Below are 15,023 nucleotides of genomic sequence, written 5' to 3' on the forward strand. Positions count from 1 at the left end.
TAATTGCATTTCCAAAATAAATATCATTTTCCTATTATATATATTACATGAAGGGGCTTAACATTAATGAGAATCAAGCAATTCAAAAAAATCGTTACAAGAAAGATTAAATTTATTTTAAATCCACTAATTGAGTTTTCCAGAGATTCACGACTTCGTATTAGAAGTAAATACACCTCCTATTTAGAGAAAAATCCGGTTAGAAGTAATTATATTCTATATGAAGCTTATCATGGCAAAAGTATTTCTGGAAATTGTTACGCAATTTTTCTAGGCTTGATGAAAGATAGTACTTTTAAAGATTTACATCATGTTTGGGTCATTAATGATTTCAATGATCCAATGATTGCAGAATTAAAGCAGAAAACTTCTAATATTTCCTTTGTTAAAGTTGATAGCAACGAATATCTAAAATATTTAGCAACTTCAAAATATTTAGTTAATGATACGTCATTTCCTTTTTACTTTATTAAAAGAGAAGAGCAAGTTTATATCAATACATGGCATGGAACTCCTTTAAAAACTTTAGGGAAGGATATTAATAAAAGATCAATGTCTGGTCATAAAAATATCCAAAGAAATTTGCTTCATTGTGATTACCTTATTAGCCCGAATACTTTTACGTATGAAAAATTACTAAAATCAAATGATGTATTTGGGATATTTGCCGGGGAAATTGCAAATATCGGTTATCCTAGAGTAGATTTAACATTAAACACTAACAGTGAAAGTGTTAAAGAAAGATTAGACTTACCTTTTAATAAAAAAATTGTACTTTATGCTCCAACATGGAGAGGAACAATAGGGGCCGAAGAGGATACTTGCTATACATTGCATAGTGAAGTGGTGAAAATTCAGCAGGCGCTTGGTGATGATTACTTAGTACTTTTAAAATCTCATTACTTTTCTTATAAATTTTTTAAACAGAGTGGTCTTGAACATCTTTGTGTTCCAAACTGGATTGATACAAATGAACTTTTATCAGCTATAGACATTTTGATTACAGATTATTCAAGTATCTTTTTCGATTTCCTACCTTTAAAAAGACCTGTCTTTTTCTATATGCCTGACTTACGTGAATATGAATCAGAAAGAGGTTTTTATTTAGATATAACAAAACTTCCAGGACCTATCTGTGAAAATATAGTTGATTTAATTGACAGCTTAGGCCAACTAAACAGTTTAAATAACTTCAATAAACAGTTTGAAAGTCAATACAAAGAGTTTTTAGATGAATACTGCTCTTATGATGACGGAAATGCTACTAATCGACTCATTGACATAATATTTAAAGGGAAAAATCAAGATGAATTAATCAAGGTTGAAAGCAATAAACAAAAATTACTTTTTTATTGTGGGGGCTTCTACAATAATGGTATAACCGTTTCAGCGACTAATTTATTTGATCAGATTGATTACAACAAATATGAAGTTGTCGTCATTGATAACTCAAATTATCATAAAGATAAATGGATGAACATACAAAAGCTTCATCCTAATGTTCATATTATTTATAGACCAGGTTTTGTTAATAGAACATTAAAAGAAACATATAAACAGAATCTAATTTTCCGCCGTGGTTTATACAATAACAAAATGTTAAAATACACTCCAGTAAACTCATACAAGAGAGAATTAAAGAGAATTATTGGTAATACAAAGTTTGATGTAGGAATAGATTTTGGAGGATATAACAAATTTTGGACTCTTCTTTTCGCATTCGGAGATTTTAAAGTCAAAAGTATTTTCCTGCATGCTGACATGATGAAAGAGTATAACAAAAAAGTGAATCACAAATATAAACATCGTGGTAACCTAAAAGTAATTTTCTCACTGTACAAGTTCTTCGATAGAATTGTTTCAGTTGCCGAATCGACTAACATAGAAAATCACTTGAACTTAAGCCCTTATATTCCTAATGCTTTAGAGAAAATGGTTTTTGTTAATAATGTAATCTCACCTAACAAAGTACTTCAAATGAAAGAAAATAAAGAGATTATAGAATTTAACAATGAGAGATATTTAATTACTTATCAAAATGATAAAAACGAATCCATTGGTCTTAATCTATCTGGGATTCCACTTCCAAATAAGGAGTATATCAACTTTATAACTATAGGAAGATTATCTCCTGAAAAAGGGCAAAAGAAATTAATTTCTGCTTTCTCACAATTACACAAGCATTATCCAAAAGCTGTATTGTATATTGTGGGTGAAGGGCCTTTGAAAAAAGAATTAAAGGATCATACAAAAAAATTACATCTTGAACATTGCGTGTTTTTTGTTGGACAACTCGAAAATCCATTTTCTTTACTAGATGAATGTGATTGTTTTGTCTTATCTTCAGATTATGAAGGGCAAGGCTTGGTTCTCATGGAAGCAATGATTCTAAAGAAACCAATTATAGCTACCGATGTAACTGGAGTACATTCCGTCTTAGAGGGTGGATATGGATTATTAGTTGATAATAATGAAACTGCGCTATTTAATGGTATGTCTGATTTTATCCAGAATAGTATGGAACAAAAATCCTTTGATTATGAAAAGTATAATAGCGAGGCGCTAGACCTCTTCTACAAAAATGTCTGTACAAAAACTAATTAACCACTTATATACAGAATAAATTATATGTATTTAAAAACACCTTTGGATAATGGTCAAGTACTGAACTTGATACCTTCCAAAGGTGTTTTTCTATCTATAAGAAAACAATTAAAAGCGTTGCGAATTAAAAACTACTTCAACCACCCGCTTCGATGACTCTCCGCTCTCTAAGTAACAGAATTTCTCATAAAACGGTGCAAATGATTCTGGTAGTGTAAAGGTCGGCTGTTCTGTTTCTCTTATCCAGTCAATAACACTTGCTGTCTCTTTCACAAGCGGTCCAGGTGCTTCTTGTTCAAAGTCGAAGTAGAAGCCTCTGAGCTTGTCACGATATGTTTCAATGTCTGGCACATAGAACAGCATCGGACGTTTGAGGTTTGCATAATCAAAGAACACAGATGAGTAATCTGTGATGAGCAGATCTGAAATCATATAAAGGTCTCTAATGTCTTCGTAATGAGAGAAGTCATAGGCAAAGCCTTCATATGGCCCTAAATCAAAGTTTTCAGCAACTAGATAGTGCATACGCAGAATGATGATATATTCATCTCCGATTGCAGCTCTGAGTTCATGCAGATCAAGGTCTAAATCAAATTTGTACTGCCCTTTTTTATAAAATTGATCGTCTCTCCATGTCGGTGCGTATAAGATCAATTTTTTATCGAGCGGCAGGTTCATTTTTTGTTTCAGTGCTCTCATCGTTTCTTCATTGTTTTGATTGTGAAGGAAGTCATTTCTCGGATATCCTGACTCAATCATGGTCTTTTGGAATTGGAACGCACGTGTAAAGATTTCAGTCGAGTAGGCATTTGGAGAAATGAGATAATCCCAATTCGATGCTTCTTTTGTGAAATTCTTTTTGTATTTCTTCGTGTTTGTTCCAGGCATATGCACCTCGTCCATGTCCATTGCCAGCCGTTTTAACGGCGTACCGTGCCAAGTCTGCAAGTATGTTGTGTGATCTGGCTTTGGAACCCATAGCGGCAAACGGCTGTTTACGACCCAATACTCAGCTCTTGCCATCGCAAAGATCCATTTCAATGACAGACGATTGATATAGTAGATGCCTTTTTCCTTAAACGGTGCTTCATGACCCTTTTTAACGCTCCAGATCAGCGTATATTCAGGGTGATGTTCCTTCATATACTCATAAATCCCACGCGGGTTACAACTGAATTGTTTTCCGTTAAAACTTTCAAAAACAACCGTTTTCTTTTTCACAGACAGCTTACTCGCCAGTTTAAAGGTCGTTTTAAACGTTCTTGTCACAAGACGGTTACGGACTTTTTTGATTTTACTGATCTTCTTTTTAAATTTCTTCCACTTGCTTTTGACGTAATACTTGGCACGTGTTTTCATTGTGTAATCATTAATACGGATGCCAAGCGTTTGTCTTTTTTTCTTTCGGTACACTTCATATCGAATCGGTACATCGTTTCGTTTATGAATTTGAACAAGTCCTTTGAGTTTGTTCGAGCGGTCTCCAAGCACTAAAGAAGTGGTTGTTAATGTTTCCTCTACTCCGTTTACATCGCAGATAAATTCAAGATAGAAGCGATATACAAAGCGTTTGTTTAATGAATAGGTCAATTCCTCTAAAGGGACTTCTGCTAAAAATTGATAAAGCTGTGGTACATGTTGATCATCACGGTATTCGATCACTTCGTCTTTTATATGGGTGATATTAACCGGAAAGCGATGTTCAATTGGTTCTTCACCATTTTTCTTCAATAGAAGCTTTGCTTCTTTGATCTCATACGGATGTTCTGCACTTAATACGCCTGCATACCCGGATAAAGATAACATACACCCTTTGTTGAGCTCGATATGATTGAATTTCACAACCTTTAGCTCACGCTTGATTTTCAAAGAAGCATTTCCTTTGTCTGTACGGTATGGAATGATACACAGCATGGCGTCTTTATTTTCTAAAAAGGTCAGCTCAGGCTTTTCTATTTCCATTTTTAAACGGCGTTTATAGTTTGACGTTTTCTCTTCAGATTCAATATCTGTATTGATATCCGCTTCTTTTACTTCTTCTTCCTCTTCTTCGGAATCAGAATCATAAGCTGAGTCCTCAAGCTCGTCCTCATCCTCTTCTTTGTTTGTGCTCAAATAGTCCGTGACATACAAGTTATATGTCTGGCCTTGCTCTAACGCAAGCGGCAGCGATGCTTCATTCAATACCAATTTGAATAGATTCTCTTCTTGATGAACAAGCGGAAGGAAAAGTTCTTGTTTCGAAACTCTCTCCCTCATAAACAAATAAAATTCTCTATCTGTTAATGGCATGTCATCGTTGATGCGAATCAGCATTTCTAGTTTCTCATGGTGATTTTTTAACCCTTCAACGACACTCTTCTTATGAATTCCCTCTTCAATCATTAATCCTTAATCTCCTCTGTTCAGAAATCTTACCGTTATGTTATATCACTATTTCACTTTCCAAGAATAGTTGCCTTGTTTCGTTTGATATGACCATCCATCGATGGACGATGGTTTATTCGTAAGCAGCTCACCTTCTATTTCTAAACGCTGCAAAACCTCTTGAAGTTCTTCTGTTTTAAAACGAATGTAAAAATCCACAAATTTCGTTTGGTTGATTTCAATGTTTTTCTTTGTTTGAAAATGGCCGATTGGGAAGCTGACTTGATGGTTCTCATCGATTGTTTGAGAGATGATTTCAGCTCCATTCACTCGATCATATCCTGCGAAATCAATTTGCACATGATCCGCATGACTCATTTCATCTTTTAACTCGAGCTGAAGGTGAAGAACATGATGCTCAGAGCTTAGATCACGCAAGACCCATTTCATGCTGTCAACAATCCCTCTCAGTTCATCTTTATGCTCACGATTTTCGAGCATATGATGAATCGCCGTATTCCAAACAGTCTCTTCGTCAGAAGGAACAAGATAAAAATAGGCTTGTTCTCCCAATAGTTTTTCGACATCTTCTTTATGTTTTGTATCCCCAAAAAAGACAGCATCCACTTGCTGTTTTCTTATTTGTTTAAATAATTCTCCATATTGAGAATTGACTTGATGCAGATCTTCCTCATAATGTGCGTCATGCACAAATGCAGCATAATAAGTTGTTTCAGGCTGCTCAATTTTAAACAAGTGGCGGTCTTGATCCCGGTCTTCTGTAATCATCAATTTCAAACGGTCATTTTGTGATTGAATGCTGGATAACCATAATTGTTTAATATCCGTCTTCTTTGTAAATGTTTGAATTCCTGTTTTTTTATACCAATTAATATGTCGAACCGGATTCTTTTTTACATCTCCATGGTAGATGAACTCCATATAAATACTGCCATCATCACTGATCAATTCCTCTAAGTATAGTGCACCTGTATGGGGAACAAAGCTTTGTACTCTGCGTAAAACGCCATGCCAATTATATTCTTCCCTTTTCACCAATTGCTGCTCTTCATTATATTGTTCAATATAACAAATGGGAGAAGAAGATCGTTCATATCTCGTCACCTGAATCGTGGATTCATCTGCCGGAATCACTGCTTCATTGATCGAATGCGATGATTCACCGACAATAAATTCCGAGTAACGTCTCTTACTACCACTTTCCGGTAGAATATAGTGTTCATATACATTCAAGATGTCAATCTCAGAAGAAAAGATCTCTTCCATGCGGTGAATACGTTCCTTCACATTTGCATCATAATTCAAAGTTAAAATTGCAGTACGTTTATGTTGATCAGCCAAAGGCTTAATTTTTGTCTTTAAAGATTTTGTTAAGCTCTCATCCTGTTTTGGCACATCACCCATAATAAAGTAATAGTCCATATCAGGCACGTCCATTGATGCCATTGTTTCATGTTGTTCAGATTGATCCAATGTGTCTTCAACTTTTTTCTTCATCCAATTTTGAAACAAAGGAAGCTCTCCTTCATAATATTGATTGCTTACTCATTGTATTTTACATGAAAAAGTACTTCTTACCAAAAGATAAGAAGTACTTTTTTGATCTATTAAAGTCCAGCAATTTCTTCTTTAATTTGTGTTGTCGAGATACCTTCTGTTCTTTTCAAGTATACGACTTCGCAATGTTCTTTTAAAAAATCGAATTTGCCTTCCCAGTCATCTCCCATAACAAACACATCGATATCATGCTCTTGCACATCATGGACTTTTTGATCCCAGCTGTTTTCTGGAATGACTTCGTCAACATAACGAATGGTTTCAAGAATCAGCTTTCTATGTTCGTAACTGTGATAAGCTTTTTTAGATTTTTGTAAGTTAAACTCGTCTGTAGAGATGGCCACCACTAAGTAATCTCCGAGCTGCTTTGCACGTTCTAGCAGCTTAATGTGCCCCCAGTGTAATAAATCAAATGTACCGTAAGTAATAACTTTCTTCATTGCAAACATAAACTCCTTTCTTTCATCCTTATTCGTCTGCTTCAAGCAGTAATGTTATCCGTAATCTTATTATCATCGATCATTTTTCGCTCTTCGGAATTTCATTATATCACAACGCCTATGAAAGGTTAAGAAAATGTAAAGACAAACTATTTCCAATTTATTGGGCGCAGGAGGAAAAGTCCGAAGAATCAATGTTTCACAAAGGATCGTCGAGATGAAATGATGAAAATGTCATGAAATTTAAAGGTTTGTAAAGTTATTGTTAATATTTCGTGGAGCATCTGTGATAAAATGATGAGTAGGCGAAGAATGAATTTACAATGAACGTTCATAGATAACAAGTTAAAAAGGAGGTCTAAACAATGCAAACAGAAGTGGTCTCTAACCTTTCTTATGTAAACGGCGACTTAGATGAATTTATCAGCTATATGAACCAGCATCATATTTCTCAGAGAAGAGGCGCCATGATTGCGACTGTCAATCCAGAGATAGGCTATGCCGTCATGAAGGATCATGCGTACCATCAAGTCGTCTCATCTGCGGATTATGTACTGCCGGATGGCGTAGGCGTCGTATTGATGTCCCGCATGACCCAAAGTCCGCTTAAGTCTAGAATTGCCGGCTTTGATGTCTTCATGTCTATGCTTGATCTAGCAAACAAGCAGTCTAAAAGAATCTTTTTATATGGTGCGAAAAAAGAAGTGCTTGAGGCTGTAAAACAGCGAATTGATACGGAATATCCAAATGTGGTCCTCGCAGGAAGCTGTGACGGCTATCAAGCCGATAAACGTTTCGTAGCGAAGCAAATCGCGCGCTCGAAACCTGATATGGTGTTCGTTGCATTAGGTTATCCAAACCAAGAGAACTTTATTTACGAATACCGCCATTTATTCCCGCAGGCTGTTTGCATCGGTTTAGGCGGAAGCTTTGATGTATTTAGCGGAACGGTGAAGCGTGCACCACGCTGGATGATTAAGACAAATACAGAATGGCTGTACAGATTGATTGTGAATCCATGGAGATGGAAACGAATGCTCAATATTCCTAAGTACGCTTTTGCCGTCTTAAAGGAAAGCAAAGGAAAAAAACGTTACTATCCTGAGCAGGTAAAGGATCAGACAAAGCAGCTGTGAGAGACTGATAAATGATGAATATACGCTCAATGATGATTTCATGTTACGCAGCTTTTATTTCTTTCATTGGATGGCTGATGAGCGGCGTGAAGCCTCGTGAAAACCAGGTGACGCTGCTTGTTTCATTCCAAGAGAATGCGGCTGCTCTCATTCATACTTATCAACAACAGGCGAACATGACAATGAAGCTCACTATCCTCTATACGAAGCATGCTTCTGCGATAGAAAAGGATGAGCCTCATCTGTCATTTCGCTATTTTCATGAAAAAAATCCTCTCCATCTCATTCAATGTATGTATACGATGTTTAAAAGCAAGGTTGTCGTGACGGATAATTACTTTCTCATGACGAGCGTGCTCAGAAAACGGCCTTCTACCACCTGTATTCAAGTATGGCATGCCAATGGGGCTTTGAAAAAGTTCGGGCTTGAAGATGCTTCAAATTCTGAACGAAGTCCCCGTGACATCGAACGCTTCAAACGTGTCTATGCGTCTTTCGATTACATTGTGACAGGCTCAGATCACATGCGTGAGATTTTCAAGACCTCGTTTGGGGTCAATGATGAACGCTTTTTACCAACTGGTGTACCACTGACGGATGTGTACTATGAACAGCATCAGCCTTCCTTGAAGCTAAATGATGTTCCAAAAGGGAAAAAGATCCTGCTCTATACACCGACCTATCGAGACTTTGCAATGGACGGTCTTGTGCTGCCTTTTTCAAAAGAGCAGTTGCAAACTGAGCTGAACGGCGATTACATTCTGCTCGTCAAGCTTCATCCTGCGGTCAAACATTTAGCGAAAGCAGAAACAGACGGTGAATGGATATTTGATGTGTCCGATCAGCCGCTCTATCCATTGCTTTGTGCTTGTGATGTCCTAGTGACAGATTATTCGTCCATTGTGTTTGAATATGCACTGCTCGAAAAGCCTGTCTTGTTCTTCACTTATGACTTAGACACTTATCGAGAGAAACGCGGCCTAGTCGATCGGTATGAAGATATCATTCCTGGTAAGGCTTGCGTCACTCAAGACATGCTCTTGCAGGAGCTTTTACACCTAAACAGATCAACCAATAAAGAACGAATCAAAACCTTTGCTGAGGAATGGAACCAATATTCAAAGGGACAATCCAGTCAGCAGCTCCTCTCATTTATTGAGCAGCAGCTGCTCCTACACAAAAAACGTCCGGCTTCTCATTAGGAAGCACGGACGTTTTTTTATTTGTTATACACCGGGATATCATAATACAGCGTATAGTCATCAAGCAGGTTATACAAACTATACATGCGAGTGACTTGCTTAGAAGCCCAGCCAATATCTGTTGCATATTGATGAGTGGCTGTAGCCGACCAGCGCATTTTATAAATTGTATCTTGCTTGTATGTGGCATTATTGATATAGCTGTTGCCAATGAATTTTGCTCCGCCAATAATGGCAGCCTCTGGCGTGAACCATTGTTGTTCATACGCATACTTTGCACCAAGATAATTCGGATTGCTGTCATATGCGCCAATGCCATACATGTTATAAACTTTCTTTCCATTATACATTGTACCATTCGCTAAAATGGAACTTCCGTTACCCGTTTCAAGCAACGCATGAGAAATAAGATAAATTTCGTTGATATGATACGTTTTTGCTGCTGTAATAAAGGCTTGTCCTTTACCCGCAAGAATCCCTTTTCCTGCTAAAATCTTTGAATTGACCTCTGCTGGATTGAGATTCGCAGCTTCAGAGAGTTTCAGAAATTGAAAATAAGATTGCGTGCCTTCGGCAATATTAGCTGGATCTACATATTTTTGCACCTCTGCTGCACTTGCATTTCTCCAGCCGAGGTTGATCCTAATCCAGTTCCCTTCTTTCCCAAGCTGTTTCACTTTTGCTCCTTTATTGAGCTGTGCCACAATGTTGCTTGCAGAGCTCGAATCAGGTGTAGATCGGACATTTAAGCCATCCGTATTCACTGTCGATGTGGCTTGGTCTACATATGCTGCATAGACATAGGCCGCACCATCTGTCTGTGGTGACACCTTCATTTGTTTGTTGACCATCTCATTGACTGTAAGGTTGTAGTTCGTTTGCATGACCATTGGGCCATTTTTAATTTTTATGGCTGTGGCGGTCCAGCCATATTGGCTTTTCACAAAAGCAATGGCTTCATTTACAGTTGGTAACCCTGTAAATTGCTGCGTAATGTTGATTTTGTAAGTTGGTTTCGTTGTTGTTGTATACGCAGCGGTTTCATTCCGTTTTTTGAAAAATGCCATGCCTTGGTCACGAAGTGCAGCTGTTGAGATGACACCTGTTTTGATCTGATATTGAGCATAAACGGCTGCGCCTGTTTTTTGAGCAGCGGCCTTCATTTTTTGTTTGGTCAAATAGCTGAGTGCTTGATTCAGTTTTGTCTGATTCACTGTCGGCTCTGTCGTGATACGGTATTGCTTGACCGCTTCTGTCAGCGTTTTTGTACTGCTGGCAACGCCATTTTTCTTGATAATCTCTTGAGCCTGCTTCACTTTACTTTGTTCATATACAGGTGTTGTCTTGAGACTATATGTTTTGCTGACAGCCTGTCCATTACTTGCCTTGATGCTGCTTGTCAGCTTCTGCGTTTTTAAGTAGGCGGCACCTTTATCCACTTTCGCTTGGTCCACTGCTTGATTGACGACGAGTCGATATGTGCTGTCTGATACCTTGCCAGTTTTTTTCGTTGTCGCAGATACTTTTTTCTTTTGGAAGAAAGCCGCTGCTTTTTTGACTTGGTCATCTCCTAAAAGGTTTCCCGTCACGACTTGATATGGCTGTGTAGAGGAGATCTTTTTGGAGGTGTAGCGCCATTTCTTTTTCTTGAAAAAGGCTACCGTTTTGGCGTAAGCTGTATCGTTCAGTTGATTGAGCTTCACGATATAATTTTTTGTTTTTCCCACGCGCTGCACAGTACCTGCAGCACCGGTTTGTTTCTTAATCTGAGCTGCAGCTGAAGCTGCTTGTTTGTTGTCTTTAAAATAGCCTGATTCCAAGCTGTAGACATTTTTTAAAGCACCTGTCTTTTGAATCTTCCCGCTGATCTTTGCTTCCTTTTGCAACTGGGTAAGGAGCGTCTGTGCTTTCGACTGGCTCGCTTGTGCAGCGGATGTGACGATGTAATACGGCTTACCTGCTGTCACCGTTTGAAGCACTGCTGTTAAGCCGGATGCCTTTTGAAAGCCTTGCAGAATGGTATTCGCCTTACTTTGTCCAACAATACCGCTTGAAATCAGCTGATACACAGTGCCAGCTTTCGTTTCGGTTTGGTATGTACTGGTGACGCCTGCCTGCTTTTGCAGCTCGGTTTGAATATTTTTCACTTTCGTTTCAGAATCAATGGCTCCTGATATGACCTGATAAGAAGGTTTGCTTTGATTGATGATTTCATAGGAGCTATTGAGCCCTGATGTTTTCGTTAGTTCGAGTGAAAGCTTTTTCGCCTGACTTTCATCATTAACTGGATCAGATACGACCTTTTGTAAAGGAAGGCGGTCACCTACTGGAGACACCGTACCGCTCATGCCTACTTCTTTTTTTAATGCAGCTGCACTTGCATTCGCTGCTGCTTGCGAATCATATCCTGAAGCAGTGAGCTGATAGGTCGACTTATTTCCTGAGGTTTGATAAGTGGCTGTCCACTTTTTGTCTTTCTTCAGTGTTTCCACTGCTTTTTTCACTTCTGCTTCTGTTGTAAATACTTTTGAGGTGTTCATCGTATAAATGGATTGATCGACATAGGAGGCTGCTTGCGCTTCTTTACCCGTGTGTAATGTCATACCAAAGGCAGCTGCGAGTAACATAATCTTGATGGTTTTTTTCACGTTCCCTGTCCCTCTCTTAACTTTGCATAATAGTCTACTAATCTCTTTATCGACAAAAACAAGTACTCTTTCAAGTCATTTATGCAATAGAAAAATAGAGGACCCCCTCGAAGTCCTCTTTTCCTTATATATGCGACACAATCAGTTCACAAGATCCTTCAATTGAGAAGCTTCCTGTTTCAGCCGGCAGAATAAAATGAGCGCCCTTTGGCAGTGGATATGTGTGTCCGTCATGCTCTAAAGACCCTTCTCCATGAATCACACTGCATAGCAAAAACGGATAATCCTGCGAAAGCTCTACTTTTTGATCAATTTCCCATTTATACACAGAGAAATATTCTGCTTCGACAAATGTACGAATGGTCACTCCCCGGCGTGTTTCAACTGATTCATCTGCATACCCGTCTACATGAGGAACCGTTGTGACATCAATCGCTTGCGCAAAATGAAGTTCACGTTCATTGCCATCCTGGTCTTTTCGTTCATAATCATATACGCGATAAGTTGTATCTGAGCTTTGCTGCGTTTCAAGGACAAGCGTTCCTTCGCAAAGCGCATGAATGGTACCGCTTGGCACATAATAAAAATCACCAGGCTTAATCTTCACCCGCCGCAAAAGACCTTCCCAATCTCCACTATTCATCATGGTGACAAGCTCAGTTCTTGTTCTTGCATTGTGCCCATAGATCATTTCTGCTCCTTCTTTGCAGTCAATGATATACCAGCACTCTGTTTTTCCAAGCTCGCCATTTTCATGTCTTTCCGCATAATCATCATCTGGATGTACTTGCACGGACAAGTCTTGGTTTGCATCTAAAATTTTGGTTAACAGCGGGAAGCGTTCGCCTTCTATCCCCCCGAACAATTCTCTATGATTGTCCCAGAGTTCGATCAGCGTTTTCCCTTTATATGGACCGTCTTGCACGACACTTGGCCCGTTTGGATGAGCAGAAATTGCCCAGCATTCTCCCGTTTGATCAGAAGGAATATCATAGCCAAATTGATCCCTTAAGGCTGTACCTCCCCATATTCTCTCCTTCAATTCAGGCAGTAAAAAAATTGGTGACTGCTTCATTCAGGATGACTCCTCCCTTTGCTACCCTTTGATAATCCTTACCTAGCTTGATGAAAACTAGTAAGTCTCAACTTTTATTATGACGCTATCTAAAGAGAAGTCAATCCTTTCAGTACACCGAATGAAAACGATAACACAAAAAATATTTTACCCTTTGACAGAGCCTGCGAGAAGCCCTTTGACAAAGTATTTTCCCAGAAGAATATAGACGAGCAGGGTCGGCAGCGCAGCCAATATCGCCCCTGCCATTTGGACGTTCCATTGCACAATTTGACTGCCTGATAGATTTTGCAAGGCAACCATCACCGGCTGATGCTCCGCAGTGGTCATCGTGACTGCAAATAAAAATTCATTCCACACATTTGTGAACTGCCAAATGGCCACCACAACAAATCCTGCGATCGAAAGCGGAAGAATCATATGTCTGAAAATCCCGATAAACCCTGCGCCATCCATTTTCGCCGATTCAATCATTTCATCTGGGATGCTCACATAGAAATTTCGGAACATGAGTGTTGTGATCGGAAGCCCGTATACGACATGGACAAGCACAAGCCCTGGAATTGAATTATACAATCCGACTTCACGCAAAAATTGAATGAGCGGGATCAGAATACTTTGATATGGAATAAACATTCCAAACAGCATCAGCGTAAAGACGACTTCTGATCCTTTGAAACGCCATTTTGATAAGACATAGCCATTCATTGCACCTAATACAGCTGACAATAAAGTAGCAGGAATGACTAGATAAAGAGAATTCATTAAATTGGGCGCCAGCTTTTCAAACGCGATTTGATAGCTTGAAAAATCGATTGTAGATGGCAGCGACCACATTCGCTCAAGGGTGACTTCACCTAATGGCTTCAAGCTTGTGACGAGCATGACATAAACAGGCATCAGAAAAAAGAGACTGCACAAAATCAATAAAGCATAAAGAACTGGACGGACAAACCATCTGGCTGTCATGATGAAGCCCCCTTCCGGCTCGACAGGAGATATGGCACGATAAAGACCGCAACAGAGATCAGCATGACAACCGCAATGGCGGCACCGCCTGCATAATGGTTTCCTCTAAAGGTCATTTCAAACATATACACGCCCGGAACATCCGTGACAAAGTTCGCACCCGGCCCTGTCATCGAGTAAATCAAATCGAAGATCTTTAAAGAAATGTGAGCCATGATGATGACAACACTTGCAGTAATCGGTTTTAAAAGAGGGAAAATGATTTTCCAGTAAATCTGCCACTCCGTTGCACCATCCATTCTAGCAGCCTCTCTTACTTCCTCTGGAATTCCTCGCAGACCCGCCAAATACATCGCCAGAGAGAAGCCTGTCATTTGCCAAACAGCTGCAATCACAACAGCAATCATGGCCGCAGGTACACCAAACTCAATTTTCCCCCAGACAAATCCGGCCAATATATTCGTATCCGTATACCACTTAGGCTGGATACCAAGCGTTTTCAAAAATAAATTTACCCCAGTTGACGGGTTTAAAATCCATTGCCAGACGACTCCTGTGACAACGAAGGAAAGGGCCATCGGAAAGAAGAATAAATTCCGAAAAAGAGATTCCCCCTTGATCTTCTGATCTAGTAAAATCGCAAGTGCAAGACCAGAGATAATGACAGCCCCAATAAAAAATAAAGTGAAAAAGACCGTGTTTCGAAGATCTGATTGAAAGCGGAAATCTTGAAACAGCATGACATAATTGCGAAGACCTGCGAAAGAGAAATCAGGAACAAGCGTGGTCCAGTTTGATAATGACACATATCCTGTCCAGCCGATAAAACCGTAAACAAAGATGAATAATAAAACTGCTGACGGGGCTAAAAAGAGCAGCGCCAGCAGCTGGTCTCCATTCCATTTTTTCCGCATACGTTTAACTTTGGGCACAGGTGTTTTTGTCATCGGCGATGTGTCTATGCTCATGAAACTACACTCCTTTTTAAAAAAGAGGCGGTGCCT

10 protein-coding genes are annotated in these 15,023 nt (G+C 39.0%); 3 read left to right on the top strand and 7 right to left on the bottom strand.

Features of this window, described 5'->3' with window-relative positions; all coding sequences use genetic code 11:
• Nucleotides 1–66: 66 nt before the first annotated feature.
• Nucleotides 67–2,604, top strand: coding sequence for a glycosyltransferase (locus MHH65_RS16750; RefSeq protein WP_268412561.1), 2,538 nt, complete (start codon nt 67–69; stop codon nt 2,602–2,604).
• A 108-nt stretch (nt 2,605–2,712) separates the two neighbouring features.
• Here MHH65_RS16750 and MHH65_RS16755 read toward each other — a convergent pair whose 3' ends face one another.
• From MHH65_RS16755 to tagD, 3 genes are all read right to left on the bottom strand, one after another.
• Nucleotides 2,713–4,989, bottom strand: a complete 2,277-nt coding sequence (locus tag MHH65_RS16755) for a CDP-glycerol glycerophosphotransferase family protein (RefSeq protein WP_268412559.1) — start codon at nt 4,987–4,989, stop codon at nt 2,713–2,715.
• Nucleotides 4,990–5,037: 48 nt separating this feature from the next.
• A complete protein-coding gene (locus MHH65_RS16760) occupies nt 5,038–6,504 on the bottom strand; it encodes an alpha-glucosyltransferase N-terminal domain-containing protein (protein ID WP_098677193.1) in 1,467 nt (488 codons plus the stop codon).
• Nucleotides 6,505–6,599: 95 nt separating this feature from the next.
• Entirely contained in the window at nt 6,600–6,989 is a 390-nt protein-coding gene (gene tagD, locus MHH65_RS16765) for a glycerol-3-phosphate cytidylyltransferase (protein WP_034281137.1), read from the bottom strand.
• Nucleotides 6,990–7,354: 365 nt separating this feature from the next.
• Here tagD and MHH65_RS16770 point away from each other — a divergent pair, with 365 nt between their 5' ends.
• On the top strand, nt 7,355–8,125 hold the full coding sequence (locus tag MHH65_RS16770; RefSeq protein WP_024426277.1) for a WecB/TagA/CpsF family glycosyltransferase: 771 nt from the start codon (nt 7,355–7,357) through the stop codon (nt 8,123–8,125).
• Between the two features lie 11 nt (nt 8,126–8,136).
• Nucleotides 8,137–9,327, top strand: a complete 1,191-nt coding sequence (locus tag MHH65_RS16775; RefSeq protein ID WP_098677192.1) for a CDP-glycerol glycerophosphotransferase family protein — start codon at nt 8,137–8,139, stop codon at nt 9,325–9,327.
• Between the two features lie 17 nt (nt 9,328–9,344).
• On the opposite strand, the gene MHH65_RS16780 is transcribed toward MHH65_RS16775, so the two are convergent.
• The 4 genes from MHH65_RS16780 to MHH65_RS16795 all read right to left on the bottom strand — a co-directional run bounded on the left by MHH65_RS16780 (nt 9,345) and on the right by MHH65_RS16795 (nt 14,987).
• Nucleotides 9,345–11,975, bottom strand: coding sequence for an N-acetylglucosaminidase (locus MHH65_RS16780; protein WP_098677191.1), 2,631 nt, complete (start codon nt 11,973–11,975; stop codon nt 9,345–9,347).
• Nucleotides 11,976–12,099: 124 nt separating this feature from the next.
• A complete protein-coding gene (manA, locus tag MHH65_RS16785) occupies nt 12,100–13,050 on the bottom strand; it encodes a mannose-6-phosphate isomerase, class I (protein ID WP_098677190.1) in 951 nt (316 codons plus the stop codon).
• Nucleotides 13,051–13,197: 147 nt separating this feature from the next.
• Nucleotides 13,198–14,019: a carbohydrate ABC transporter permease gene (locus tag MHH65_RS16790; protein WP_098677189.1), complete on the bottom strand. Its 822-nt coding sequence runs from the start codon at nt 14,017–14,019 to the stop codon at nt 13,198–13,200.
• Nucleotides 14,016–14,987, bottom strand: a complete 972-nt coding sequence (locus MHH65_RS16795; RefSeq protein ID WP_046313043.1) for a sugar ABC transporter permease — start codon at nt 14,985–14,987, stop codon at nt 14,016–14,018. Before MHH65_RS16795 ends, MHH65_RS16790 begins: the two co-directional genes overlap by 4 nt.
• Between the last annotated feature and the right edge of the window lie 36 nt (nt 14,988–15,023).

The organism is Bacillus sp. FSL L8-0654, from assembly GCF_038629965.1.
GTDB classification, from domain to species: domain Bacteria; phylum Bacillota; class Bacilli; order Bacillales; family Bacillaceae; genus Bacillus; species Bacillus safensis.

Coding starts and splice junctions, on each gene's coding strand:
- MHH65_RS16770 (WP_024426277.1), top strand. CDS start 7,355: ATGCAAACAGAAGTGGTCTCTAACCTTTCTTATGTAAACGGCGACTTA.
- MHH65_RS16750 (WP_268412561.1), top strand. CDS start 67: ATGAGAATCAAGCAATTCAAAAAAATCGTTACAAGAAAGATTAAATTT.
- MHH65_RS16795 (WP_046313043.1), bottom strand. CDS start 14,987: ATGAGCATAGACACATCGCCGATGACAAAAACACCTGTGCCCAAAGTT.
- MHH65_RS16790 (WP_098677189.1), bottom strand. CDS start 14,019: ATGACAGCCAGATGGTTTGTCCGTCCAGTTCTTTATGCTTTATTGATT.
- manA (WP_098677190.1), bottom strand. CDS start 13,050: ATGAAGCAGTCACCAATTTTTTTACTGCCTGAATTGAAGGAGAGAATA.
- tagD (WP_034281137.1), bottom strand. CDS start 6,989: ATGAAGAAAGTTATTACTTACGGTACATTTGATTTATTACACTGGGGG.
- MHH65_RS16775 (WP_098677192.1), top strand. CDS start 8,137: ATGATGAATATACGCTCAATGATGATTTCATGTTACGCAGCTTTTATT.
- MHH65_RS16755 (WP_268412559.1), bottom strand. CDS start 4,989: ATGATTGAAGAGGGAATTCATAAGAAGAGTGTCGTTGAAGGGTTAAAA.